We start from the raw sequence: 24,416 nt of genomic DNA, 5'->3' as shown, positions 1-24,416 counted from the left end.
AGGTCAGGGTTCTTGCCCCCGATCTCTATGCCGGCGCGCCTGCCGGTACAGATACAGGCTCAACACCAGCCCGCAAGCCGCGGCAGCCGCCGCAAACAGAAACATCGAAGCAAACCCGAACCCCGCCGCCACCGCGCCCACCAGTGGCCCGGTCACCCCCAGCGACAAATCGATGAACAGCGAATACGCCCCCACCGCCGCGCCGCGGTTGGCCGCCGACACCTGGTTCACCGCCTCCACGCCCAATGCCGGGAACACCAGCGAGAAACCAAACCCGCTCAGTGCTGCACCCGCCAGTGCCAGTTCGGCACTGGGAGCGAGCCACAGCATCAGCAGCCCGAGTGTTTCCACCGACAGGCAGGCAATCGCCACCCTGAACCCGCCAATGCGGTTGATCAGGTTGCCGAACAGCAGCCGCGCGCTGATGAAGCTGGCGCCGAACAGGCTCAGGGTCAACGCCGCATCAGCCCAGCCACGGCTGGCGTAGTACAGGGTGATGAAGGTGGCGATGGTGCCAAAGCCGATCGAGCCCAAGGCCAGTCCCGAGCCGTGCGGGAACACCTTGCCCAGCACCCGCAGGAACGGCAGGCGTACACCGCTGACAATAGGCGCGGCCTGCTTGGGCCAGGCCAGCAGCAGGCCAAGGGCGCACAGCAGGATGATGCTGACGCCCATGCTCCACAGCCCCAGGCCCTTGACCATCAGCACACCCAGGGGCGCGCCGATGGCCAGTGCGCCATAGCTGGCGATGCCGTTCCAGGAGATGACCTTGGCGGTGTTTTCGGCGCCCACCCTGCCGATGCCCCAGCCAATCGCGCCCGAGCCCACCAGGCTTTCGGCGCTGCCCAGCACCAGGCGGCCTACCAGCAGGCAGGTCAGGCTCAGCCATGGCAGGTGGGTGAGGAAGGCGCAGGCCAGCATGAATACCCCGCTAAGCCCGCAGCCGACCAAGCCATACATGACGGCTTTCTTGCTGCCATGGTTGTCGATGATTCGGCTGGCGGTGGGGCGGCTGAGCAAGGTGGCCAGGTACTGCACGCTGATCACCAGGCCAGCGACCACGGCGCTGAAACCCAGGTCGTTATGCACATAGCCGGGCAGCACGGCCAGTGGGATGCCGATGTTCAGGTAGCCGATGAAGGTGAAGAGGACGATGGAGACGACTTGCAGGGTGACCGCAAGGGGGCGCGGTGAGTCGGGCATGGGGACCTACGTGTGTTCAGGACGGTGTGAAAACGTGATGACGGGGGTAGCCCGCAGGTCAGCCGTTTTCACACAGTCGGGGATGCGCAGTTATTCCTGGTCAGCGCTGGATTGATCGTCACCATCCTGCTCGACGGCTGCTGCCGGTTCGGCGTGAACGGTCACGGATGGCTCTTCTGGGTTCAGGCTTGGGAAGGGAAGATTCGGGATTTCGTGCATCTCGTCGTTCCTCGCAAGTGTGAGTGAAAAGTCTGCGCCAGGCGCGGTTGAAGCTTCACAAAGCTGGGGCAGGATACACAAGTCTGGATGACAGTTTGGATTTTTTACCGTTCGTTTGTCGGTTTTGCGGGCGAACAGCGCACATTCTTCCTGTAAATAATTGGGGCCGCTTCGCGCCCCTTCGCGGGCTTGCCCGCTCCCACAGGGACCGCGAAAACCAGAGGCGCGCGCCGTCTTTGTGGGAGCGGGCAAGCCCGCGAAGGGCGCGAAGCGGCCCCAGTTTCTAAGCGATTACTTACGGCCTTCAGCCGTTTCAGCCACCTTGTCAGTGCGCGCGCACATGATGAAGTCGTTGCGGTGCAGGCCTTTGATCGAGTGGCTCCACCAGGTCACGGTAACCTTGCCCCACTCGGTCAGCAGCCCTGGGTGGTGGCCTTCGGCTTCGGCGATTTCGCCCACGGCGTTGGTGAACGCCAAGGCGTGCTTGAAGTTCTTGAACAGGAACACGCGCTCAAGCTCCATGTGGCCGTCACGTACTTCAATGTTCCAGTCCGGGATTTCGCGAATCAGCTCGGCCAGCTCTTCGTCGGAGACTTTCGGTGCGTCTGCGCGGCAGGCTTCGCAATGGGCTTGGTTCAAGGCATTCATGGGGTGTCTTTCCAATTCGAGTTGTTATCGGCAGGGTCGTTCAGGCGGCGACCTTGGGTGGAAACTTCGGCGCGTGCAGGCCCAGCTGCATGGCTTTATGGACCATGCCCATGATGTCTTCGTGGGCCAGGTCGAACAGGCGCTTCATGTTCGGCAGCACGAAATACAGCGGCTGCAGGATGTCGATGCGGTACGGCGTGCGCATGGCCTCGATCGGGTCGAAAGCCTGGTGCTCGGGCTCACCAGACAGACTGTAGACGGTCTCCTTGGGCGACGAGAGAATGCCGCCACCATAGATCTTGCGACCCTGCGGGGTTTCCATCAGGCCAAACTCGATGGTCATCCAGTACAGGCGCGCCAGGTACACGCGTTGTTCCTTGGTCGCAGCCAGGCCGAGCTTGCCGTAGGTGTGGGTGAACTCGGCGAACCACGGATTGGTCAGCAGCGGGCAGTGGCCGAAGATTTCGTGAAAGATATCGGGCTCTTGCAGGTAGTCCAGCTCTTCCGGGGTGCGGATGAAGGTGGCGACCGGGAAGCGCTTGCTGGCCAGCAATTCGAAGAAAGTCTGGAAGGGGATCAGTGCCGGTACCCGGGCAACTTGCCAGCCGGTGGTGGCGCCCAGCACCTTGTTGACCTCGCCCAGCTGCGGAATACGGTCATGGGGCAGCTTGAGCTGGTCGATGCCGTCCAGGTATTCCTGGCACGCGCGGCCTTCGATCACTTTCAGCTGGCGAGTGATCAGGGTGTTCCATACCGCATGCTCTTGCTGCGGGTAATCGATAAAACCATGCGCATCGGGCTCGCGTGCCACGTATTGCGTCTGTTTCATGAGGCTCTCCTGGTGAGGGCTTTTCTTGTTATGTGCAGGACATGCCTAAGTAATATCCTCACCCGGGTCGGTTTGCACGATGGATGGCAGGGCTTGTAGTTGCTCGTCCCCCTACTTTCGTAACGATAATTTTACAAAATCGAGAAGGTGTCGGAAAATCCGAGGCATCTGGCTGATGGTTGCGCGGTTTTTGTCAGCTTATCTTTACGAATTTTCTGCGCGGTGTTGAAAAACATTGGCGCTTCGAGAGCCCTCATGCGTATCAAAGTGCATTGCCAGAACCGTATTGGCATCCTGCGCGACATCCTCAACCTGCTGGTGGAGTACGGCATCAACGTGCTACGCGGTGAGGTGGGCGGCGACCACGGCAACGCCATCTACCTGCATTGCCCGAACCTGATCAACCTGCAGTTCCAGGCATTGCGGCCCAAGTTCGAGGCGATTGCCGGGGTATTCGGCGTCAAGCGCGTGGGGCTGATGCCCAGCGAGCGCCGGCACATGGAGCTGAACGCACTGCTGGGCGCGCTGGATTTCCCGGTGCTGTCGATCGACATGGGCGGCAGTATCGTCGCCGCCAACCGTACTGCGGCGCAGCTGCTGGGAGTACGGGTGGACGAGGTGCCCGGCATGCCGCTGGCGCGCTACGTGGAAGACTTCGACCTGCCGGAGCTGGTGCGGGCCAACAAGTCGCGCATCAACGGCATGCGCATCAAGGTCAAAGGCGATGTGTTCCTGGCCGATATCGCGCCATTGCAGTCCGAGCACGATGACAGTGAGGCGTTGGCGGGCGCGGTACTTACCCTGCACCGGGCTGACCGCATCGGCGAGCGTATCTACAACGTGCGCAAGCAGGAGCTGCGCGGTTTCGACAGCATCTTCCAGAGCTCGCGGGTGATGGCCGCCGTGGTGCGTGAGGCGCGGCGCATGGCACCGCTGGATGCCCCCTTGCTGATTGAGGGCGAGACCGGTACCGGCAAGGAGCTGCTGGCGCGCGCCTGCCACCTGGCCAGCCCGCGCGGCCAGTCGCCCCTGATGGCGCTCAATTGCGCCGGGTTGCCGGAGTCGATGGCCGAGACCGAGCTGTTTGGCTACGGCCCCGGGGCATTCGAAGGGGCGCGGGCGGAGGGCAAGCTCGGGTTGCTGGAGCTGACCGCTGGCGGCACGCTGTTTCTTGACGGGGTAGGGGAGATGAGCCCGCGCCTGCAAGTGAAGCTGCTGCGCTTTCTGCAGGACGGCTGCTTCCGCCGGGTAGGCAGCGATGAAGAGGTCTACCTGGATGTGCGGGTGATTTGCGCGACCCAGGTGGATTTGTCCGAGCTGTGTGCCCGTGGCGAGTTTCGCCAGGACCTGTATCACCGCCTCAACGTATTGTCGCTGCACATTCCGCCTTTGCGTGAGTGCATGGATGGGCTGGAAGGGCTGGTACAGCACTTTCTCGATCAGGCCAGCCGGCAGATTGGCTGCGCCATGCCCCGCCTGGCGCCGGCCGCAATGGACAAACTTGGGCAATACCATTGGCCAGGTAATGTAAGGCAGTTGGAAAACGTATTGTTCCAGGCGGTTTCTTTATGTGAAGGCGGCGTGGTCAAAAGCGAGCATATTCGCTTGCCGGATTATGGCGCGCGGCAACCGTTGGGTGAGTTTTCGCTGGAAGGGGATCTTTCGCAGATTGTCGGGCGCTTTGAAAAGGCGGTACTGGAAAGTTTGATGGGGGAGTTTTCGAGTAGTCGGGCTTTGGGCAAAAGATTGGGTGTATCGCACACGACAATTGCCAACAAGTTAAGGGATTATTCGCTTGGCAAGTCTGCGGATTAGTTGTCGGGCAAAGAACTTGGGACTGCTTCGCAGTCCTTTCGCGGCGCAAGGCCGCTCCTACAGGTACGGCGCGGGTTTGAGGATTGCGCAATACCTGTAGGAGCGGCCTTGTGCCGCGAAGGGGGCCGCAGGGCCCCCAATTCATAAGGTATCAGCCGTTGGAGCAGCCGTTCCCCATCACGCGGTATTCGAGAATGTGCTTCTGGCCCTGGGAGTCCTCGTAGGTCATGCGGGCTGGCACGACTTCGCACACATTGGGCACTTCGCTCATGGAAATGACGCGGGCAATGTCCAGGTGCTGCGAGTAACTGTACTGTTCAACCGGAATCTGCTCGGCATCTTTGGCTTCGCCGGCCATCGCCGCGCCGCAAAGACTGCCAAGTACCAATACCAGTAAAGCTTTCATTTTCTATTTACCTGTCTAAGGTCGTGAGGGGGCACGCGGCGCTTATGGCGCCGCGAGTATTGCTAGTTTTAACTATCGGGATTAGATGGAGATTAACGCTTGCCTTCGTGGGGGCTGTTACCAGTTGTTAATCGCCTTGCCGTTGCTGGCGAGGTGAATTTTATGGCGCTGGCCAAGGCCGAAACAGTGGGTCTTTTGATAAAGTGTTTTGACAGAATCTGTAACAATCCGGTGTTAACCCCTTATTTTTTTGCCCCCATGGGCTGTAATGCCCGAGCTAGAGGGCTTTGCCGGAACGGGCGTACCAAATTAATACCAACGTCGAATGGCTTTTGTCGCTCTGGTACAGTTACAAACGGTTCCATACAAAAACAACTATTACACCGAGGTAACACAGATGAGTGCGGCTCCACTGTATCCCGTTCGTCCCGAGGTTGCGGCCACTACCCTGACCGACGAGGCCACCTACAAGGCCATGTACCAGAAATCGGTGATCAACCCGGACGGCTTCTGGCGCGAGCAGGCCCAGCGTATCGACTGGATCAAACCGTTCACCAAGGTCAAGCAAACCTCCTTTGACGACCACCACGTCGATATCAAATGGTTCGCCGACGGCACTCTGAACGTTTCCTCCAACTGCCTGGACCGCCACCTCGAAGAGCGCGGTGATCAGTTGGCCATCATCTGGGAAGGCGACGACCCTTCCGAACACCGCAACATCACTTACCGTGAACTGCACGAGCAGGTCTGCAAGTTCGCCAACGCCCTGCGTGGCCAGGACGTGCACCGTGGTGACGTGGTCACCATCTACATGCCGATGATCCCCGAGGCCGTGGTGGCCATGCTGGCCTGTGCCCGTATTGGTGCGATCCACTCGGTGGTGTTCGGTGGCTTCTCCCCTGAAGCGCTGGCCGGCCGCATCATCGATTGCGAGTCCAAGGTGGTGATCACCGCCGACGAAGGCGTGCGTGGCGGCCGTCGTACCCCGCTCAAGGCCAACGTCGACCTGGCGCTGACCAACCCTGAAACCAAAAGCGTGCAGAAGATCATCGTGTGCAAGCGCACCGGTGGTGATATCGCCTGGCACCAGCACCGCGACATCTGGTACGAAGACCTGATGAAAGTGGCCTCCAGCCACTGCGCGCCAAAGGAAATGGGTGCTGAAGAAGCGCTGTTCATCCTTTATACCTCTGGCTCCACGGGCAAGCCGAAGGGTGTGCTGCACACCACCGGCGGTTACCTGGTGTATGCCGCGCTGACCCATGAGCGCGTGTTCGACTATCGCCCGGGCGAGGTCTACTGGTGCACCGCCGACGTCGGTTGGGTCACTGGCCACAGCTACATCGTCTACGGCCCGCTGGCCAACGGCGCCACCACCTTGCTGTTCGAAGGCGTGCCGAACTACCCGGACATCACCCGCGTCTCGAAGATCGTCGACAAGCACAAGGTCAACATCCTCTACACCGCGCCAACCGCCATCCGCGCGATGATGGCCGAAGGGCAGGCCGCTGTTGAAGGGGCCGATGGTTCCAGCCTGCGTCTGCTTGGCTCGGTGGGCGAGCCGATCAACCCTGAAGCGTGGAACTGGTACTACAAGACTGTAGGCAAGGAGCGCTGCCCGATCGTCGACACCTGGTGGCAGACCGAAACCGGCGGCATCCTGATCAGCCCGCTGCCGGGCGCTACCGGTCTCAAGCCGGGCTCGGCAACCCGCCCGTTCTTTGGTGTGGTGCCCGCCCTGGTGGACAACCTGGGTAACCTGATCGAGGGTGCGGCCGAAGGCAACCTGGTGATCCTCGACTCCTGGCCAGGCCAGTCGCGTTCGCTGTACGGCGACCACGACCGCTTTGTCGACACCTACTTCAAGACCTTCCGTGGCATGTACTTCACCGGCGACGGTGCGCGCCGCGACGAAGATGGCTACTACTGGATCACCGGTCGTGTGGATGACGTGCTCAACGTCTCCGGTCACCGCATGGGTACTGCCGAAATCGAAAGCGCCATGGTCGCGCATTCGAAAGTTGCCGAGGCTGCAGTGGTTGGCGTGCCGCACGACATCAAGGGCCAGGGCATCTATGTGTATGTCACCCTCAATTCCGGTATCGAGGCCAGTGAGCAGTTGCGCCTGGAGCTGAAAAACTGGGTGCGCAAGGAAATCGGCCCGATTGCCTCGCCGGACGTGATCCAGTGGGCGCCGGGCCTGCCGAAGACCCGTTCGGGCAAGATCATGCGCCGCATCCTGCGCAAGATTGCCACCGGTGAGTACGATGCGCTGGGCGATATCTCGACACTGGCTGACCCGGGTGTGGTGCAGCACCTGATCGATACCCACAAGGCCATGAACCTGGCTTCGGCCTGATATCGAGGCAGAGCGCGGGCCCTTGTGGGAGTGGCTTTATGTGGGAGCGGGCGTGCCCGCGAACACCGGCGCAGCCGGTGCCATCCACCGCGTTGACTGCTTCGCGGGCACGCCCGCTCCCACAGGGCTGCTTGCACACGCCACGACCAGACTAAACCCCGCCCGGGCAATCGGCGGGGTTTTTGCTTTACTGTTACCCGACATTCATCGGTAACTGTTCTGTCACCGGTCCTGCACAAGTTCGGGGCGCGAAGAAACAAATCAGGCCCGTTTCGGTGCGTTCCCGTAGCCATTTTGTGCAACGCAGCACGCTACACTTGCCGTAGTACAAGGCTTTGCCAATAATAGGCCCAGGAATTGCTAGGTCTATAGGTTCTATTTCTTGCGCTTTTGCATATTTTGCACTGGCTGTCAACATCGCCCGCAGCGGTTTCAAGCGCTTCTGTAAGTAGTTGTCGCTTTGAAGAAATATCGACTACCGGGCTGTCGCTAAAATGCCACTCACTCGCTCGTGGTCTGCGACCTTGGTCGAACCCTGCGCGGCTCGCGTTGTACCCATTCGCATATCGGGCAGTTGTTACCTGCCTTGTATTGCCCCGTACCGATGGAGTTACCTGATGAAGAAGCTCGCACTGCTTGGCGCCCTGGCGCTGTCTGTGTTTTCCCTGGTGTCGCAGGCCGATGAAAAACCCCTGAAAATCGGCATTGAAGCTGCCTACCCACCCTTCGCCTTCAAGCAGCCCGATGGCAGCATCGCCGGTTTCGACTACGACATCGGCAATGCCCTGTGCGAACAGATGAAAGCCAAGTGCACCTGGGTCGAGCAGGAGTTCGACGGCCTGATCCCGGCGCTGAAAGTGCGCAAGATCGACGCCATTCTGTCGTCCATGTCGATCACTGAAGACCGCAAGAAGTCGGTCGACTTCACCAAGCGCTACTACCTGACCCCGGCGCGCCTGGTCATGAAGGACGGCACCGCTGTCAGCGAAAGCCTGGATGAGCTCAAAGGCAAGAAGATCGGCGTGCAGCGCGGCTCGATCCATGACCGCTTCGCCAAGGAAGTGCTGGGCGCCAAAGGTGCCACCGTGGTGCCTTACGGCACCCAGAACGAAATCTACCTGGACGTGGCAGCCGGCCGCCTCGACGGCACCGTGGCTGACGCCACCCTGCTGGAAGACGGCTTCCTCAAGACCGACGCCGGCAAGGGCTTTGCCTTCGTAGGCCCGGCCTTCACCGACGCCAAGTACTTCGGTGACGGTATCGGCATTGCCGTGCGCAAGGGTGACAAGGCGAACGTCGAGCGCATCAACGCGGCCATCGACGCCATCCGTGCCAACGGCAAGTACAAAGAAATCGAGAAGAAGTACTTCAACTTCGACATCTACGGTCCAGACTCGAACTAAGACATCGGGTTTCACCTGTGCAATGGTGCAAACAGCAGAGGCTCTGAGGTTTGCACCATTTTTCATTCTCTAGGTCGAGGACCTCATCATGTTGAAAGGCTACGGGGCAGTCATCCTCGACGGGGCGTGGCTGACGCTGCAGCTCGCCCTGTCGTCGATGGCCCTGGCCATCGTGCTCGGCCTGATCGGTGTGGCGCTGCGCTTGTCGCCGGTGCGCTGGCTGGCCTGGCTGGGCGATCTGTATTCCACCGTTATCCGTGGTATTCCGGACCTGGTCCTGATCCTGCTGATTTTCTACGGCGGGCAAGACATCATCAACCGGGTGGCACCGCTGCTCGGCTACGAAGACTACATCGACCTGAACCCGCTGGCGGCGGGTATCGGCACGCTGGGCTTCATCTTTGGCGCGTACCTGTCAGAAACCTTCCGCGGTGCCTTCCTCGGTATTCCCAAGGGCCAGGCCGAAGCGGGCGTGGCGTATGGCATGAGCAACCGCCAGGTGTTCTTCCGCATCCAGGTGCCGCAAATGATTCGCCTGGCGATCCCGGGTTTCACCAACAACTGGCTGGTGCTGACCAAGGCCACCGCGCTGATTTCGGTCGTCGGCCTGCAGGACATGATGTTCAAGGCCAAGCAGGCGGCCGACGCCACCCGCGAGCCTTTCACCTTCTTCCTGGCGGTGGCGGCCCTGTACCTGGTGCTGACCAGCGTCTCGCTGCTGGCCCTGAAGTATCTCGAGCGCCGCTACTCGGTGGGCGTCAAGGTGGCTGAACTATGATCTTCGACTACAACGTCGTCTGGGAGGCATTGCCGTTGTACTTCGGCGGCCTGCTGACCACCCTCAAGTTGCTGGCGATTTCGCTGTTCTTCGGCCTGTTGGCGGCCATTCCGCTAGGCCTGATGCGCGTGTCGAAGCAGCCTGTGGTCAATCTCGTGGCGTGGCTCTACACCTACGTGATTCGCGGCACGCCGATGCTGGTGCAGCTGTTCCTGATCTACTACGGCCTGGCGCAGTTCGAGGCGGTACGTGAAAGCTTCGCCTGGCCGCTGCTGTCCAGCGCCACGTTCTGCGCCTGCCTGGCGTTCGGTGTCAACACCAGTGCCTACACCGCAGAAATCATCGCCGGCAGCCTCAAGGCCACGCCTCACGGCGAGATCGAGGCGGCCAAGGCCATGGGCATGTCGCGCATGAAGATGTACCGGCGCATCCTGCTGCCATCGGCCCTGCGCCGGGCGCTGCCGCAGTACAGCAACGAAGTGATCATGATGCTGCAGACCACCAGCCTGGCGTCGATCGTCACCCTGATCGACATCACCGGTGCCGCACGCACGGTCAATGCCCAGTACTACCTGCCTTTCGAGGCCTACATCACGGCGGGCGTGTTCTACCTGTGCCTGACCTTCATCCTGGTGCGCCTGTTCAAGATGGCCGAACGCCGCTGGCTCGGCTACCTGGCGCCGCGCAAGCACTGACCGCTTTGTGAGAATCGACAGCATGTACAAACTCGAAGTCCAAGACCTGCACAAGCGCTACGGCAGCCATGAAGTGCTCAAGGGTGTTTCCCTGGCGGCCAAGGCCGGCGACGTCATCAGCATCATCGGCTCCAGTGGTTCGGGCAAGTCGACCTTCCTGCGCTGCATCAACCTGCTGGAGCAGCCGCACGCCGGCAAGATCCTGCTCAACAACGAAGAGCTCAAGCTGGTGGCCGGCAAGGACGGCGCGCTGAAGGCCTCCGACCCGCGTCAGTTGCAGCGCATGCGCTCGCGCCTGTCGATGGTGTTCCAGCACTTCAACCTGTGGTCGCACATGACGGCGCTGGAGAACGTGATCGAGGCGCCGGTACACGTGCTGGGCATGAGCAAGAAAGAAGCCGTTGAAAAGGCCGAGCACTACCTGGCCAAGGTGGGTGTCTCCCACCGCAAGGACGCCTTCCCCGGGCATATGTCGGGTGGTGAGCAACAGCGTGTGGCAATTGCCCGGGCCCTGGCCGTGGAGCCAGAGGTTATGCTGTTCGACGAGCCGACTTCGGCGCTAGACCCGGAGCTGGTGGGTGATGTGCTCAAGGTCATGCAGGCGCTGGCTCAGGAAGGCCGGACCATGGTGGTGGTGACCCACGAAATGGGCTTTGCTCGCGAGGTCTCCAATCAGCTGGTGTTCCTGCACAAAGGTCTGGTGGAAGAGGCGGGCTGCCCACGCGAAGTATTGGCCAACCCGCAGTCGGAGCGCCTGAAGCAGTTCCTCTCCGGCAGCCTGAAGTAAAAGCTGCATTTTTGCACCAGAATAGGGCATGCTGCGCTGCGAGCGCAGCCTGACCCGGCGCACAGACTCGAACGACCTCAGGTTTCGGACCGCACCCTATGACCACCCAGCGAATCGGTTTTCTCATCTGGCCCAGCACCAGGCCCTTGACCCTGGCGCTGGCCGAGGAAGTGTTGCAGGTGGCGCAGCGGGTGCATCCGGATGTGGTCTACGAACTGGCCTTCCTGCAGGCAGAGCCCGCGCCAGAGGGGGAGTGGCGCCTGCCGGGCGAGCCGTGGACCGGCCGCCTGGAGGGTTGCCACAAACTGTTCCTGCTCGCTGACGAGCCGCCTGCGGCGGTAGGGGCTGCCTTGTCGACGGCGCTCAAGCAGCTGGCGCGCAGTGGCTGCACGGTCGGTGGCCTGGCTGCCGGGGTGTATCCGCTGGCGATGCTGGGCCTGCTCGACGGTTACCGGGCTGCGGTGCACTGGCGCTGGCAGGACGATTTTGCCGAACGCTTCCCCAAGGTCATTGCCACCAGTCACTTGTTCGACTGGGATCGTGATCGCATGACTGCCTGTGGCGGCATCGCCGTGGCCGACCTGTTGCTGGCAGTGCTGGCCCGTGATCACGGGGCGGAACTGGCGGGGGCAGTGTCGGAAGAGCTGGTGGTGGAGCGCATCCGCGAGGGTGGCGAGCGTCAGCGCATTCCGCTGCAGAACCGCCTGGGTTCTAGCCATCCCAAATTGACCCAGGCGGTGCTGTTGATGGAAGCCAACATCGAAGAGCCGCTGACCACTGACGAGATTGCCCAGCATGTGTGCGTGTCGCGTCGGCAGCTGGAGCGCATCTTCAAGCAGTACCTGAACCGCGTGCCGAGCCAGTACTACCTGGAGCTGCGGCTGAACAAGGCGCGGCAGATGCTGATGCAGACCAGCAAGTCGATCATCCAGATCGGCTTGTCCTGTGGCTTCTCCTCGGGGCCGCATTTTTCCAGTGCCTATCGCAACTTCTTTGGCGCCACGCCACGGGAAGACCGCAACCAGCGGCGTAGCAGCAGCCCGTTCGAACTGAGCTCGGCGCCTGCCGAAAAGGGCTGATTCCCCTGTTGCCTGCACTGGCCCTATCGCCGGCAAGCCAGCTCCCACTGGTACCCGGCAAGCCTCAGGGCCTGTGGTGACCCTGTGGGAGCTGGCTTGCCGGCGATAGGGTCGGCGTAGACAGCCACTCTTCTATATGTGAACACCCGTTCACCCAGCATCCTCTCTCCCGTACACTGCGCGATTGCGACAGTGTTTGTCGCATTGCCGAAAGCCTTGTCAAAACTGGGTTTTGCGCTGTAACAAGTTGTCGCTTGGCCGCAAGGACAGGCGCGGATCAGTCCTTACAATCCCCCCATCGCTCGCCCACTTCCAGGCCAGCGTTCCTCTTCAGGAGACTCAGATGTCCGTTGAGCAAGCCCCGGTGCAACGTGCCGATTTCGACCAGGTCATGGTCCCCAACTATTCTCCGGCGGCCTTCATTCCTGTGCGAGGCGAGGGTTCCCGTGTGTGGGACCAGTCGGGTCGCGAGTTGATCGACTTTGCCGGTGGCATCGCGGTAAATGCCCTGGGCCACTGCCATCCGGCGCTGGTCAAGGCCCTGACCGACCAGGCCAACACCCTCTGGCACGTATCCAACGTGTTCACCAACGAGCCGGCCCTGCGCCTGGCCCACAAGCTGGTGGACGCCACCTTTGCCGACCGGGCGTTCTTCTGCAACTCCGGCGCCGAGGCCAACGAGGCCGCGTTCAAGCTGGCCCGTCGCGTCGCCCATGACCGCTTTGGCCCGGAAAAGCACGAAATCATCGCCACCGTGAACAGCTTCCACGGCCGTACCCTGTTCACCGTCAGCGTCGGCGGCCAGCCTAAGTACTCCGACGGTTTCGGCCCGAAGATCACCGGCATCAGCCACGTGCCGTACAACGACCTGGAAGCACTGAAAGCCCAGATTTCCGACAAGACCTGCGCTGTGGTGATTGAACCGATCCAGGGCGAAAGCGGCGTGGTACCGGCAGACCTGGCTTACCTGGAAGGCGCTCGCAAGCTGTGCGACGAGCACAACGCCCTGCTGATCTTCGACGAAGTGCAGACCGGCGTGGGCCGTACCGGTTCGCTGTATGCCTACCAGCACTACGGCGTGACGCCCGACATCCTGACCAGTGCCAAGAGCCTGGGCGGTGGCTTCCCTATCGGCGCCATGCTGACCACCACCGAACTGGCCAAGCACCTGGCCGTCGGCACCCACGGCACCACTTACGGCGGCAACCCGCTGGGCTGCGCCGTCGCCTGCGCGGTGCTGGATGTGGTCAATACCCCTGAAACCCTGGCCGGCATCAAGGCCAAGCACGCACGTTTCAAGACCCGCCTGGAACAGATTGGCCAGAAGTACAGCCTGTTCTCCCAGGTGCGTGGTGTCGGCCTGCTGCTCGGCTGCGTGCTGACCGAGGCCTGGCAAGGCAAGGCCAAGGACGTGCTCAACGCCGCCGAGAAAGAAGGCGTGATGGTGCTGCAGGCCGGCCCGGACGTGGTGCGTTTTGCGCCAAGCCTGGTGGTTGAAGACGCCGACATCGACGAAGGCCTGGACCGCTTCGAGCGCGCCGTGGCCACCCTGACCAAGGGCTGATCCGCCTGCGCCACCTTCGCCGGCAAAGGCCATTCCCGGGCCTGGCCGGCGATACCCGATTCCACTGCAGGTGCCCGTGTACCTGCCGTTTTTCCGTGCCGCCGTGAGCGGCCCGTATTCCAAAGGAGTGACACCATGCTGGTGATGCGCCCCGCGCAAATGGCTGATCTGAACGAAGTGCAGCGCATGGCTGCAGACAGCCCCATTGGTGTCACCTCGCTGCCGGACGACGCTGCTCGCCTGGGCGACAAGATCGCCGCTTCCGAGACTTCCTTCGCCGCCGAGGTCAGCTTCAACGGCGAGGAAAGCTATTTCTTTGTGCTCGAAGACAGCGAGACTGGCAAGCTGGCAGGCTGCTCGGCCATTGTCGCTTCGGCTGGGTATTCCGAGCCTTTCTATAGTTTTCGTAACGAGACCTTCGTGCACGCTTCGCGCGAGCTGAAGATCCACAACAAGATCCACGTGCTGTCGTTGTGTCATGACCTGACCGGCAACAGCTTGCTGACCAGCTTCTATGTATTGCCGGAGCTGGTGAACAGCGGCTGGGCCGAGCTCAATTCGCGCGGTCGCCTGCTGTTCATGGCCGCGCACCCGGAGCGTTTCGCCGACTCGGTAGTGACCGAAATCGTCGGCTACAGCGACGAGAATGGCGAATCGCCGTTCTGGGATGCCATCGGCCGCAATTTCTTCGACCTCAACTACTCCGACGCCGAGCGCCTGTGTGGCCTGAAGAGCCGAACCTTCCTCGCCGAACTGATGCCGCACTACCCGATCTACGTGCCGCTGCTGCCCGATGAGGCGCAGGAAGCCATGGGCCAGGTGCACCCCCGCGCGCAGATCACCTTCGACATCCTCATGCGCGAAGGCTTCGAAACCGAGCACTACATCGACATCTTCGACGGTGGCCCGACCCTGCATGCGCGCACCTCGGGCATTCGCTCGATTGCCCAGAGCCGCTCGGCGCCGGTGAAAATCGAGGACGCCCCAGGCAAGGGCGGGCGCCCGTACCTGGTGTGCAATGGCCAGTTGCAGGACTACCGCGCGGTGCTGCTGGACCTGGATTGGGTGCCCGGCAAACCGGTGTGCCTGAGCCTGGCGGCGGCCGATGCGCTGGGTGTGGGCGAGGGTGGCAGCGTGCGCCTGGTCGCGGTCTGAGGTCTGGTAACAGACGTTTCGGGATTGATGCGTTAGAAGAGTTTTGCGCCGGCCGACGCCGCCGCACAAGGAGATAGCATGATCGTTCGTCCTGTACGCAGCAGCGATTTGCCTGCGTTGATCGAATTGGCACGCAGCACCGGTACCACCGGGCTGACCACGCTGCCGGCCAACGAAGAACGCCTGGGGCATCGCGTTGGCTGGGCGGAAAAGAGCTTCCGTGGCGAAGCCGAGCGTGGCGACACCGATTACCTGTTCGTGCTGGAAAACGACGAAGGCCTGGTGGTCGGCATCAGTGCCATCGCCGGTGCCGTCGGCCTGCGCGAGCCTTGGTACAACTATCGGGTCGGCCTTACCGTCAGCGCTTCGCAGGAGCTTAAGATCTATCGCGAAATCCCCACCCTGTTCCTTGCCAACGACCTGACCGGCAATTCCGAGCTGTGCTCGCTGTTCCTGCGCAGCGATCACCGCTCCGGGCTCAATGGCCGCCTGCTGTCGCGTGCGCGGATGCTGTTCATTGCCGAGTTCCCGGAGCTGTTTGGCAAGAAGATCATTGCCGAAATGCGCGGTATGTCCGACGAGCAGGGGCGTTCGCCTTTCTGGGAAAGCCTTGGCCGGCATTTCTTCAAGATGGAGTTCAGCCAGGCGGACTACCTGACCGGTGTTGGCAACAAGTCGTTCATCGCCGAGCTGATGCCCAAGTTCCCCCTGTACACCTGCTTCCTGTCCGAGGCGGCGCGCGACGTGATCGGCCGCGTGCACGTCGACACCGAACCGGCGCTGGCCATGCTCAAGCAGGAAGGCTTCAACTACCAGGGCTATGTCGACATCTTCGACGCAGGCCCGGCCATCGAGTGTGATACCGCCAAGATCCGCGCGGTGCGCGAGAGCCAGACGCTGGTGCTGGCGGTGGGCACGCCGGGCGACGACGCCACCCCTTACATCATCCACAACCGCAAACGCGACGATTGCCGCATCACTGCCGCGCCTGCGCGGCTGGCCGCCGGTACCTTGGTGGTCGACCCGTTGACCGCCAAGCGTCTGCGCATGGGTGCCGGCGACAACGTGCGTGCCGTGCCGCTATCGGCCAGCCGGGAGGCCCAGTAAATGACCACGCATTACATCGCAGGCAATTGGCTGGCGGGGCAGGGCGAAGCCCTGCAGTCGCTGAACCCGGTGACCCAGGCTGTCATCTGGCAAGGGCAGGGCGCTGACGCCAGCCAGGTGGACGCCGCCGTCCAGGCAGCCCGTCAGACCTTTCCGGCGTGGGCGCAACTGAGCCTGGAAGCGCGTATCGACGTGCTGGAGAAGTTCGCCGAGCAGCTGAAAAAGCACGCCGAAGCCTTGGCCCAGTGCATCGGTGAGGAAACCGGCAAGCCCCTGTGGGAATCGGCGACCGAAGTCACCAGCATGATCAACAAGGTGGCGATCTCGGTACAAAGCTACCGCGAGCGCACCGGGGAAAAGAGCGGCCCGCTGGCCGACGCCACGGCCGTGCTGCGGCACAAGCCCCATGGCGTGGTAGCGGTGTTCGGCCCCTACAACTTCCCCGGTCATCTGCCCAATGGCCATATCGTGCCAGCGCTGTTGGCGGGTAACTGCGTGGTGTTCAAGCCCAGCGAGCTGACGCCCAAGGTTGCCGAGCTGACCGTCAACTGCTGGATCGCCGCCGGCCTGCCGGCGGGCGTGCTGAACCTGGTGCAGGGCGCGCGGGAAACCGGTGTGGCGCTGGCCGCCAACCCGGGGATCGATGGCCTGTTCTTCACCGGTTCCAGCCGCACCGGCAACCTGCTGCACCAGCAGTTCGCCGGTCGCCCGGACAAGATCCTGGCCCTGGAAATGGGCGGCAACAACCCGCTCGTGGTAGACGAGGTGAGGGACCTGGACGCTGCGGTGTACACCATCATCCAGTCGGCGTTCATCTCCGCCGGCCAGCGTTGCACCTGCGCGCGGCGGCTGCTGGTGCCCCAAGGCGCCTGGGGTGATGCGCTGATCGTGCGCCTGGTCGAGGTGTGCAAAACCATCACGGTGGGGGCGTTCGGTGAGCAGCCGGCACCGTTCATGGGCTCGGTCATTTCACTGCAGGCGGCGCGTGCGCTGATTACGGCCCAGGCCGAACTGGCCGCCAAAGGTGGCGTGAAGCTGCTGGAAATGACCCAGCCGCAGGCCGGTGCTGCGTTGCTGACCCCGGGCATTGTCGATGTCACGGCCGTGGCCGAGCGCCCGGACGAAGAGTTCTTTGGGCCGCTGCTGCAGGTGATCCGTTATGCCGATTTCGATGCTGCCATCGATGAAGCCAACAACACCCAGTACGGTCTCGCCGCCGGGTTGCTCTCCGACTCGCGTGCCCGCTACCAGTACTTCTGGCTGCGCAGCCGCGCCGGTATCGTCAACTGGAACAAGCAACTGACCGGCGCCGCCAGCAGTGCGCCGTTCGGTGGCGTGGGTGCCAGTGGCAACCATCGGGCCAGTGCCTATTACGCGGCAGACTACTGCGCTTACCCCGTGGCTTCGCTGGAGACCGCCAGCCTTGCCTTGCCGGCGACCCTGACGCCGGGCGTCACCCTATAACAACAGGTCACGGAGCCTAGCCGATGAAATCCTATGAAGTGAATTTTGATGGCCTGGTGGGGCCTACCCACAACTATGGCGGCCTGTCTTACGGCAACGTGGCTTCGCAGAGCAACAGCCAGCAGGGTTCCAACCCGCGCGAAGCCGCGCGCCAGGGCCTGGCGAAAATGAAAGCGCTGGCCGACATGGGCTTCAAGCAGGGCGTGTTGGCGCCCCAAGAACGACCGGATGTGGCTGCGCTGCGCCGCCTGGGCTTTAGCGGCAGCGATGCCGAGGTGATCCAGCGTGCTGCCAAAGAGGCCATGCCCCTGCTGGTGGCCAGTTGCTCGGCGTCGAGCATGTGGGTGGCCAATGCCGCCACGGTCAGCCCCAGTGCCGACACTGCAGATGGCCGCGTGCATTTCACCGCCGCCAACCTGAACTGCAAGTATCACCGCAGCATTGAGCACCCGACCACCAGCCGTGTGCTGGGCGCCATGTTCAACAACGAGAAACACTTTGCCCACCACGAAGCATTGCCTGCCGTGGCACAGTTCGGTGACGAGGGCGCGGCCAACCACACGCGTTTCTGCTGTGCCTATGGCGACGCGGGTGTGGAGTTCTTCGTCTATGGCCGCAGTGCGTTCGACAGCCGTTACCCGGCGCCGCAGAAATACCCGGCCCGGCAAACCCTGGAAGCCTCGCAGGCCGTGGCCCGGCTGCATGGGCTGAGCGATGGCGGGGTGGTCTACGCTCAACAGAACCCTGCAGTGATCGACCAGGGCGTGTTCCACAACGATGTGATTTCGGTGGGCAACGGCGAGGTGCTGTTCTACCACGAGGACGCTTTCCTCGAGACCGACGCGGTGCTTGGCCAGCTGCGAGCTAAACTGGCCAGCAAGGGTGGCAACTTCCAGGCCATCTGTGTACCGCGGGCAGCGGTGGCGGTAGAGGATGCCGTGCGCTCCTACCTGTTCAACAGCCAACTGCTCAGCCGCGATGACGGTTCCATGCTGCTGGTGGTGCCGGAAGAGTGCCGCAACAATGAGCGGGTCTGGGCCTACCTGGGCCAGCTGACCAGCCAGGGTGGCCCGGTGAAGGAGGTCAAGGTATTCGACCTCAAGCAAAGCATGCAGAACGGCGGCGGCCCGGCTTGCCTGCGTTTGCGCGTGGCGTTGAAAGAATCGGAACTGGCGGCGGTCAACCAAGGCGTTATCATGACCGCCCCGCTGTACGACACCCTGGTGCAGTGGGTCGACAAGCATTACCGCGATCGCCTGGGCGAAGCGGACCTGGCCGACCCGCAACTGCTGGTGGAATGCCGTACGGCACTGGACGAATTGACCCAGATCCTGAAGTTGGGCTCGGTATACCCGTTCCAACGCCAACCTTGAAGAGAGACTTTGCAATGACCGACGCCCTGCGCCTGATCCTCGAAGATGAAGACGGCACCCAGCTGGAAACCTCCTGCACCCGCTTTGCCGTGGTTTGGCAAGGCAAGGAAGTGTGGATTCAGCAGGACGGCCGTGGCCAGCTGCTGATCGGTGTGGACGTCGACGAAGACGACACCGAATACGCCAACCTGCTGCTGCGCCCGATGGCCACCAACCTGGTCAGCCTGCAGCTGGAAATGGAGCCGGCCGAGGTTGGCGAAGACGACGATCACGTCCATGGCCCCGACTGCGGCCACCACCACTAAGGAAGTCCCTATGCTCGCCCTTGGCAAATTGCTTGAGCTGACCCTCACCGATCACGAACCGGCCGAGAAGACCCAAGTGACACCCAAGGGCGCGCGTTTGCGCTGGCTCGGGGAGGGCGCGCTCGAAGTGCGCCCCGCCGAAAACGATGATTGCGGGCTGGACTTGCTGTTGTCTGCTGGCATCCATGGCAACGAAACGGCGCCGATCGAATTGCTCGAACGGCTGCTGCACGGCGTGGCCAACGGCAAGATCAAACCCAAGGCACGGCTGCTGTTCCTGTTCGGCAACCCAGCGGCGATCCGCAAGGGTGAGCGCTTCATCGAGCAGGACATCAACCGGCTGTTCAATGGCCGCCATGAGCTTTCCAGTGGTTTCGAAGCCTTGCGTGCCGCCGAGCTGGAACAGTTCGCCCGGGTGTTCTTCAGCAAGCCGGGGCGTAGCCGCCTGCATTACGACCTGCATACCGCCATCCGCGGTTCGAAGATCGAGCAATTCGCCTTGTACCCCTATAAAGAGGGGCGCAAGCACTCCCGTCGCGAACTGGCGCGCCTGGCGGCAGCCGGCATGGAGGCGGTGCTGCTGCAGAGCAAATCCTCCATCACTTTCAGTGCCTTTACCTACGAACAGCTGGAGGCCGAAGCCTTCACCCTGGAGCTGGGCAAGGCCCGCCCGTTCGGCCAGAACGAGCAGGTCAACCTCGACCGGCTGGAGCAGCGCCTGATCCAGATCATCGAAGGCACCGAGCCAGAGGGTGAGGGCTCGCTGGATGGCCTGCAGCTGTTCAGCGTCGCCCGCGAAATCATCAAGCACAGCGACAGTTTCCACCTGCATTTGCCGGCGGACATCGAGAACTTTTCCGAGTTGAGCAAGGGTTACCTGCTGGCCGAAGACCTGGCCGAGACGCGCTGGGTGGTCGAGGAGGAGGGCGCGCGCATCATCTTCCCCAACCCCAGGGTGAAGAACGGCTTGCGAGCGGGGATTCTCATTGTGCCGGATTCGGGGCAGCGGCTGGGCTGATGGCGGAGGTGGCGCGCGTCCCGGCGCACCACATGGGCTCGCTCAGTAGTAGGTGCGTACTGGCAGGCCCAGTTCCATTCGCAGCGCGTTTTCGTTGAAGGGTGATGGGTTGGTGTCGGTTGGCGCCGTGTCGGGGTTATTGTCGAAATCGTACAGAGGGCCGCTCGGCAGGCCAATTGCTTGCAGGTGTGCGTTGTCGACCTGGATCTGCCTGCGATCGATAGTGCTGATTAAGGTGTGGCCAGGTACCGTCGTCCCGTTGAAGGCGCTGTACGCTTCGCACAAGCAACGGTAAAAGTCGAGCAGCGGCAAATTGTCGCTGTCCGAGCGCGTCAGGTTGAATGCCAGGTTTCCGCCCTCGGCCGGCAAGCCGGCTACCCACTCCAGTTTGCTGTCTCGTCGCAGGTAATGGTCGCTGTCGGTCGGGTCTGAGGTGTGCACGTCGAAACGGGTGGCCAGCTGTGTTTCGGTAACCCGTATCCAGGACCGTTTCGCCAGTTGAGTCAGAAGTTGCTGGCCGCAATCGGTGTGGCAAAGAAACACCAGGTGGTTGTTAACGGCCTGTTTGAAGGTGTCGCTGCCTTGTATGTCGAGTGTGTTGTTGGCGAGTGCGGCGAGCGGGACGGAGAGGGGTTGCTCGAAGCGGGCGTCACCCGCCTGGTTACGGGCATAAATGACTGATTCATGGGGGTCGTCGACCAGGATATGACCGTCGATTCCCTGGATATGACCGCCGATACCGCCGCTCGCCGAGCCACGCTTGATGAATGTCAGCCCCTGGCCCACGTTGATTTGTGCATCGCTGCTGCCGGTGAAGACCTCGGTGATGCCGCCGCCGGTGGTGATGTGCGCGCGGCCTTTTGCGGCCTGAATGATCACAGGCGTCTTCACTTCCTTCGCCACGCGGACGTTGGCCTCACCCGATGCTGTTCTGATGATCAGGGTTTGTCTATGCGTAGGCGCGAGGATGAACCTCTTGTTGCCGACAATGGCTTTGAGGTGGCAGTCGTAGGCGGAAATGTCGACATCGACCGCCGAGGCATGGCTCTGAATCACCATGTGGTGCTTGCCCGGGATCTGGCCCTGATCGAACCATACCTGTTCCAGAAGGACGTCTATCTTGTCGTCCTGGTATTCGTAGAAGCGATGAACGGCTTGGCCATCGATGGGCGTGTCTGCCTGCTGTTTAAAACCGCTGGTCCTGCCAGAAATGAAATAGACGGGGTTGGGGTGCATGAGAAGGCTCGCTTGCTGTGGATGGGGGGGGCGGCGGTTGTCGCTGCGGCCAAAGCTAAAGGGTTGTGCAGGCGAGGAGTGGTACTTATCTAGGGGCAAGATGGACGAGGAGGGGGCGTTGTGACGAGGCGCTGAACCGTATAGCCTCCACTTTGAAGTCCGAAATGACGATTTCATGCCGATTGACCGTTTCGGGCGTATAAACACACTGCATCCGCCGTTCAGGCTGGATATAATGGCGCCCTTTGCCGTCGTTTCGTCGATTCGACGTATCAGCCCAAACGGCCGCCGTTTCCGTGGAAGAACCTATGAAAAGCGCAGAAATCCGTGAAGCCTTCCTTCGCTTCTTCGAAGAGCAGGGACATACCCGAGTCGCCTCCAGTTCGTTGATCCCGAACAACGACCCGACCCTGCTGTTCACCAATGCCGGCATGAACCAGTTCAAGGACTGCTTCCTCGGCGCGGAGAAGCGTGCCTACACCCGTGCTGTCAGTAGCCAGAAGTGCGTGCGCGCTGGTGGCAAGCACAACGACCTGGAAAACGTCGGTTACACCGCGCGTCACCATACCTTCTTCGAAATGCTGGGCAACTTCAGCTTCGGCGACTATTTCAAGCGCGACGCTATCACTTTCGCCTGGACCTTCCTGACGTCGGCACAATGGCTGAACCTGCCCAAGGAAAAGCTCTGGGTCACCGTCTACGCCACTGACGACGAAGCCTACGACATCTGGACCAAGGAAATTGGCGTGCCGGCCGAGCGCATGGTACGCATCGGCGACAACAAAGGCGCTCCTTACGCCTCCGACAACTTCTGGACCATGGGTGACACTGGCCCGTGCGGCCCGTGCACCGAGATCTTCTACGACCACGGCGCGGACATCTGGGGCGGCCCACCGGGCTCGCCAGAAGAAGACGGCGACCGCTACATCGAGATCTGGAACAACGTCTTCATGCAGTTCAACCGCACCGCCGACGGCGTGCTGCACCCGCTACCAGCGCCGTCGGTGGACACCGGTATGGGCCTGGAGCGCGTCAGCGCCGTGCTGCAGCACGTGCACTCGAACTACGAGATCGACCTGTTCCAGAACTTGCTGGCAGCTGCGGCCAAGGCCATCGGTTGCAGCAATGATGGCCAGGCGTCGCTGAAAGTGGTCGCCGACCACATTCGCTCGTGCGGTTTCCTGATCGCCGACGGTGTGCTGCCGTCCAACGAAGGCCGTGGCTATGTGCTGCGTCGCATCATTCGTCGTGCCTGCCGTCACGGCAACAAACTGGGCGCCAAGGGCAGCTTCTTCTACCAGATCGTTGCCGCACTGGCCGCCGAAATGGGCGAAGCCTTCCCTGAGCTGAAGAGCCAGCAAGCGCACATCGAGCGCGTACTGAAAGCTGAAGAAGAGCAGTTCGCCAAGACCCTCGAGCAAGGCCTGCGCATCCTCGAGCAGGACCTGGCCCAGCTGAAAGGCGACGTGGTACCGGGCGACGTGGTGTTCAAGCTGTATGACACCTACGGCTTCCCGATGGACCTGACTGCCGACATCGCCCGTGAGCGCGAGCTGACCATCGATGAAGCCGGCTTCGAGCGCGAGATGGACGCCCAGCGTGAGCGTGCGCGTTCCGCCAGCGCCTTCGGCATGGACTACAACAGCGTGGTCAAGGTCGACAGCGCCACTGAATTCCTCGGCTACGACGCCACCGAAGGCCAGGGCAAGATCATCGCCCTGTACAAGGACGGCCAGGCCGTCGACCAGTTGGGTGAAGGCGAGCAGGGCGTGGTCGTGCTCGACCGTACCCCGTTCTACGCCGAGTCCGGTGGCCAGGTGGGTGATACCGGCTTCCTGCAGGCCGGCGCTGCGCGCTTCGACGTGCGCGACACCACCAAGACTGGCGGTGCCTTCCTGCACCACGGCGTGGTCGCCAGCGGTGCGCTGGTAATCGGTTCGCCGGTCGAGGCCAAGGTCGATGCCGACGTGCAGCACGCTACCTCGCTGAACCACTCCGCCACCCACCTGCTGCACGAAGCGCTGCGCCAGGTGCTGGGCGAACACGTACAGCAGAAGGGCTCGCTGGTTGACAGCCAGCGCCTGCGTTTCGACTTCAGCCACTTCGAGGCGCTTAAGCCAGAGCAGATCAAGGCCCTGGAAGACATCGTCAACCGCGAAGTGCGCAAAAACACCCCGGTGACAACCGAACTGACCGACATCGAAACCGCCAAGGCCAAAGGTGCCATGGCGCTGTTCGGCGAGAAGTACGGCGACACCGTGCGTGTGCTGAGCATGGGTGGTGATTTCTCGGTAGAGCTGTGCGGCGGTATCCACGCCAAGCGCACCGGTGATATCAGCCTGTTCAAGATCATCAGCGAAGGCGGCGTGGCCTCTGGCGTACGCCGTATCGAAGCAGTTACCGGCGCCGCTGCGTTGGCCTACCTGAACGCTGCCGAAGAGCAGGTCAAGGAAGCCGCGCAACTGGTCAAGGGTAACCGCGACAACCTGATCGACAAGCTGTCGGCTGTGCTCGAGCGCAACCGCCAGCTGGAGAAGCAGCTGGAACAGCTGCAGGCCAAAGCCGCCAGCGCCGCCGGGGACGATCTCTCCAACGCGGCTGTTGAGGTCAAGGGTGCCAAGGTCCTCGCCGCCCGCCTGGATGGGCAGGACGGCAAGGCCTTGCTGGCCCTGGTCGATCAGTTGAAGAACAAGCTCGGCCACGCAGTGATCCTGCTGGGCAGCGAGCATGAGGGCAAGGTTGTGCTGGTGGCCGGCGTGACCAAAGACCTCTCCAGCCAACTCAAGGCTGGCGATCTGATGAAACAAGCCGCTGCGGCGGTGGGTGGCAAGGGCGGTGGCCGTCCGGACATGGCCCAGGGTGGTGGCGTCGACGTCGCTGCACTGGACCAGGCCCTGGCGCTGGCCGTGCCATTCGCAGAGCAGGGACTTTGAGATGAAGGGGCCGGCGGTCTAGTCGCCGGCCTCTTCATGT

General features: G+C 62.1%; 21 protein-coding genes. 15 read left to right on the top strand and 6 right to left on the bottom strand.

The window, feature by feature from the left end; translation table 11 throughout:
• Window positions 1–3 precede the first annotated feature (3 nt).
• From WF331_RS01165 to phhA, 4 genes are all read right to left on the bottom strand, one after another.
• Window positions 4–1,203 carry an MFS transporter gene (locus WF331_RS01165; RefSeq protein WP_016498481.1) on the bottom strand — a complete coding sequence of 400 codons (1,200 nt, stop codon included), beginning with the start codon at window positions 1,201–1,203 and terminating at the stop codon, window positions 4–6.
• A 90-nt stretch (window positions 1,204–1,293) separates the two neighbouring features.
• Complete coding sequence (locus tag WF331_RS01160) at window positions 1,294–1,422, bottom strand: hypothetical protein (protein WP_016488505.1); 129 nt, start codon at window positions 1,420–1,422, stop codon at window positions 1,294–1,296.
• Window positions 1,423–1,713: 291 nt separating this feature from the next.
• The gene (locus WF331_RS01155) at window positions 1,714–2,070 is read right to left on the bottom strand and encodes a 4a-hydroxytetrahydrobiopterin dehydratase (protein WP_019472967.1); all 357 of its coding nucleotides are present in this window, start codon (window positions 2,068–2,070) and stop codon (window positions 1,714–1,716) included.
• A gap of 40 nt (window positions 2,071–2,110) precedes the next feature.
• Window positions 2,111–2,899, bottom strand: a complete 789-nt coding sequence (phhA, locus tag WF331_RS01150) for a phenylalanine 4-monooxygenase (protein ID WP_016498483.1) — start codon at window positions 2,897–2,899, stop codon at window positions 2,111–2,113.
• A 255-nt stretch (window positions 2,900–3,154) separates the two neighbouring features.
• Here phhA and WF331_RS01145 point away from each other — a divergent pair, with 255 nt between their 5' ends.
• Window positions 3,155–4,714: a sigma-54-dependent phenylalanine hydroxylase transcriptional regulator PhhR gene (locus WF331_RS01145; RefSeq protein WP_016498484.1), complete on the top strand. Its 1,560-nt coding sequence runs from the start codon at window positions 3,155–3,157 to the stop codon at window positions 4,712–4,714.
• Between the two features lie 151 nt (window positions 4,715–4,865).
• Here WF331_RS01145 and WF331_RS01140 read toward each other — a convergent pair whose 3' ends face one another.
• Window positions 4,866–5,120 carry a DUF2790 domain-containing protein gene (locus tag WF331_RS01140; RefSeq protein WP_003254526.1) on the bottom strand — a complete coding sequence of 85 codons (255 nt, stop codon included), beginning with the start codon at window positions 5,118–5,120 and terminating at the stop codon, window positions 4,866–4,868.
• Between the two features lie 397 nt (window positions 5,121–5,517).
• Here WF331_RS01140 and acs point away from each other — a divergent pair, with 397 nt between their 5' ends.
• The 13 genes from acs to astE all read left to right on the top strand — a co-directional run bounded on the left by acs (window position 5,518) and on the right by astE (window position 20,207).
• Window positions 5,518–7,479, top strand: coding sequence for an acetate--CoA ligase (gene acs / locus WF331_RS01135; protein ID WP_016498485.1), 1,962 nt, complete (start codon window positions 5,518–5,520; stop codon window positions 7,477–7,479).
• A 617-nt stretch (window positions 7,480–8,096) separates the two neighbouring features.
• Entirely contained in the window at window positions 8,097–8,882 is a 786-nt protein-coding gene (locus WF331_RS01130; protein WP_049274969.1) for an ABC transporter substrate-binding protein, read from the top strand.
• An 88-nt stretch (window positions 8,883–8,970) separates the two neighbouring features.
• Entirely contained in the window at window positions 8,971–9,660 is a 690-nt protein-coding gene (locus WF331_RS01125; protein WP_016498487.1) for an ABC transporter permease, read from the top strand.
• The gene (locus WF331_RS01120; RefSeq protein ID WP_016498488.1) at window positions 9,657–10,355 is read left to right on the top strand and encodes an ABC transporter permease; all 699 of its coding nucleotides are present in this window, start codon (window positions 9,657–9,659) and stop codon (window positions 10,353–10,355) included. The genes WF331_RS01125 and WF331_RS01120 overlap by 4 nt, the downstream gene beginning before the upstream one ends.
• A 22-nt stretch (window positions 10,356–10,377) precedes the next feature.
• Window positions 10,378–11,142 (top strand): ABC transporter ATP-binding protein, encoded by a 765-nt coding sequence (locus WF331_RS01115; protein ID WP_016498489.1) that lies wholly within the window; start codon window positions 10,378–10,380, stop codon window positions 11,140–11,142.
• A gap of 98 nt (window positions 11,143–11,240) precedes the next feature.
• Complete coding sequence (gene argR / locus WF331_RS01110) at window positions 11,241–12,221, top strand: transcriptional regulator ArgR (RefSeq protein WP_016498490.1); 981 nt, start codon at window positions 11,241–11,243, stop codon at window positions 12,219–12,221.
• A 343-nt stretch (window positions 12,222–12,564) separates the two neighbouring features.
• Entirely contained in the window at window positions 12,565–13,785 is a 1,221-nt protein-coding gene (locus WF331_RS01105) for an aspartate aminotransferase family protein (protein WP_063423044.1), read from the top strand.
• A 135-nt stretch (window positions 13,786–13,920) separates the two neighbouring features.
• Entirely contained in the window at window positions 13,921–14,940 is a 1,020-nt protein-coding gene (gene aruF, locus WF331_RS01100; RefSeq protein ID WP_016488492.1) for an arginine/ornithine succinyltransferase subunit alpha, read from the top strand.
• Between the two features lie 78 nt (window positions 14,941–15,018).
• Window positions 15,019–16,047 carry an arginine N-succinyltransferase gene (gene astA, locus WF331_RS01095; protein ID WP_016498492.1) on the top strand — a complete coding sequence of 343 codons (1,029 nt, stop codon included), beginning with the start codon at window positions 15,019–15,021 and terminating at the stop codon, window positions 16,045–16,047.
• Window positions 16,048–17,511, top strand: a complete 1,464-nt coding sequence (astD, locus tag WF331_RS01090; protein ID WP_340622581.1) for a succinylglutamate-semialdehyde dehydrogenase — start codon at window positions 16,048–16,050, stop codon at window positions 17,509–17,511. It abuts the gene before it with no gap.
• Between the two features lie 23 nt (window positions 17,512–17,534).
• Window positions 17,535–18,884 carry an N-succinylarginine dihydrolase gene (gene astB, locus WF331_RS01085; protein ID WP_340622580.1) on the top strand — a complete coding sequence of 450 codons (1,350 nt, stop codon included), beginning with the start codon at window positions 17,535–17,537 and terminating at the stop codon, window positions 18,882–18,884.
• A gap of 14 nt (window positions 18,885–18,898) precedes the next feature.
• Complete coding sequence (locus tag WF331_RS01080; protein WP_016488488.1) at window positions 18,899–19,189, top strand: hypothetical protein; 291 nt, start codon at window positions 18,899–18,901, stop codon at window positions 19,187–19,189.
• Between the two features lie 10 nt (window positions 19,190–19,199).
• Window positions 19,200–20,207, top strand: coding sequence for a succinylglutamate desuccinylase (astE, locus tag WF331_RS01075; protein ID WP_016498495.1), 1,008 nt, complete (start codon window positions 19,200–19,202; stop codon window positions 20,205–20,207).
• 42 nt (window positions 20,208–20,249) lie between these two features.
• Here astE and WF331_RS01070 read toward each other — a convergent pair whose 3' ends face one another.
• Window positions 20,250–21,443 (bottom strand): M91 family zinc metallopeptidase, encoded by a 1,194-nt coding sequence (locus tag WF331_RS01070; RefSeq protein WP_340622579.1) that lies wholly within the window; start codon window positions 21,441–21,443, stop codon window positions 20,250–20,252.
• Window positions 21,444–21,751: 308 nt separating this feature from the next.
• Between WF331_RS01070 and alaS the strand changes: the two genes are divergently transcribed.
• Window positions 21,752–24,376, top strand: coding sequence for an alanine--tRNA ligase (gene alaS / locus WF331_RS01065; protein WP_016498498.1), 2,625 nt, complete (start codon window positions 21,752–21,754; stop codon window positions 24,374–24,376).
• Window positions 24,377–24,416: the final 40 nt, after the last annotated feature.

It is taken from the genome of Pseudomonas sp. YNh, assembly GCF_037993085.1.
GTDB lineage: Bacteria > Pseudomonadota > Gammaproteobacteria > Pseudomonadales > Pseudomonadaceae > Aquipseudomonas > Aquipseudomonas putida.
The sequence above is the reverse complement of the archived record's forward strand: the minus strand, read 5'-3'. Positions and strand labels throughout refer to the sequence as shown.

What these genes read in the sequence shown, in the direction of transcription:
- astE (WP_016498495.1), top strand. Translation starts at nt 19,200, where the DNA reads ATGCTCGCCCTTGGCAAATTGCTTGAGCTGACCCTCACCGATCACGAA.
- WF331_RS01155 (WP_019472967.1), bottom strand. Translation starts at nt 2,070, where the DNA reads ATGAATGCCTTGAACCAAGCCCATTGCGAAGCCTGCCGCGCAGACGCA.
- WF331_RS01165 (WP_016498481.1), bottom strand. Translation starts at nt 1,203, where the DNA reads ATGCCCGACTCACCGCGCCCCCTTGCGGTCACCCTGCAAGTCGTCTCC.
- argR (WP_016498490.1), top strand. Translation starts at nt 11,241, where the DNA reads ATGACCACCCAGCGAATCGGTTTTCTCATCTGGCCCAGCACCAGGCCC.
- alaS (WP_016498498.1), top strand. Translation starts at nt 21,752, where the DNA reads ATGAAAAGCGCAGAAATCCGTGAAGCCTTCCTTCGCTTCTTCGAAGAG.
- WF331_RS01125 (WP_016498487.1), top strand. Translation starts at nt 8,971, where the DNA reads ATGTTGAAAGGCTACGGGGCAGTCATCCTCGACGGGGCGTGGCTGACG.
- WF331_RS01080 (WP_016488488.1), top strand. Translation starts at nt 18,899, where the DNA reads ATGACCGACGCCCTGCGCCTGATCCTCGAAGATGAAGACGGCACCCAG.
- aruF (WP_016488492.1), top strand. Translation starts at nt 13,921, where the DNA reads ATGCTGGTGATGCGCCCCGCGCAAATGGCTGATCTGAACGAAGTGCAG.
- WF331_RS01130 (WP_049274969.1), top strand. Translation starts at nt 8,097, where the DNA reads ATGAAGAAGCTCGCACTGCTTGGCGCCCTGGCGCTGTCTGTGTTTTCC.
- WF331_RS01105 (WP_063423044.1), top strand. Translation starts at nt 12,565, where the DNA reads ATGTCCGTTGAGCAAGCCCCGGTGCAACGTGCCGATTTCGACCAGGTC.
- WF331_RS01140 (WP_003254526.1), bottom strand. Translation starts at nt 5,120, where the DNA reads ATGAAAGCTTTACTGGTATTGGTACTTGGCAGTCTTTGCGGCGCGGCG.
- astB (WP_340622580.1), top strand. Translation starts at nt 17,535, where the DNA reads ATGAAATCCTATGAAGTGAATTTTGATGGCCTGGTGGGGCCTACCCAC.
- astD (WP_340622581.1), top strand. Translation starts at nt 16,048, where the DNA reads ATGACCACGCATTACATCGCAGGCAATTGGCTGGCGGGGCAGGGCGAA.
- WF331_RS01120 (WP_016498488.1), top strand. Translation starts at nt 9,657, where the DNA reads ATGATCTTCGACTACAACGTCGTCTGGGAGGCATTGCCGTTGTACTTC.
- phhA (WP_016498483.1), bottom strand. Translation starts at nt 2,899, where the DNA reads ATGAAACAGACGCAATACGTGGCACGCGAGCCCGATGCGCATGGTTTT.
- WF331_RS01160 (WP_016488505.1), bottom strand. Translation starts at nt 1,422, where the DNA reads ATGCACGAAATCCCGAATCTTCCCTTCCCAAGCCTGAACCCAGAAGAG.
- WF331_RS01115 (WP_016498489.1), top strand. Translation starts at nt 10,378, where the DNA reads ATGTACAAACTCGAAGTCCAAGACCTGCACAAGCGCTACGGCAGCCAT.
- WF331_RS01070 (WP_340622579.1), bottom strand. Translation starts at nt 21,443, where the DNA reads ATGCACCCCAACCCCGTCTATTTCATTTCTGGCAGGACCAGCGGTTTT.
- acs (WP_016498485.1), top strand. Translation starts at nt 5,518, where the DNA reads ATGAGTGCGGCTCCACTGTATCCCGTTCGTCCCGAGGTTGCGGCCACT.
- astA (WP_016498492.1), top strand. Translation starts at nt 15,019, where the DNA reads ATGATCGTTCGTCCTGTACGCAGCAGCGATTTGCCTGCGTTGATCGAA.
- WF331_RS01145 (WP_016498484.1), top strand. Translation starts at nt 3,155, where the DNA reads ATGCGTATCAAAGTGCATTGCCAGAACCGTATTGGCATCCTGCGCGAC.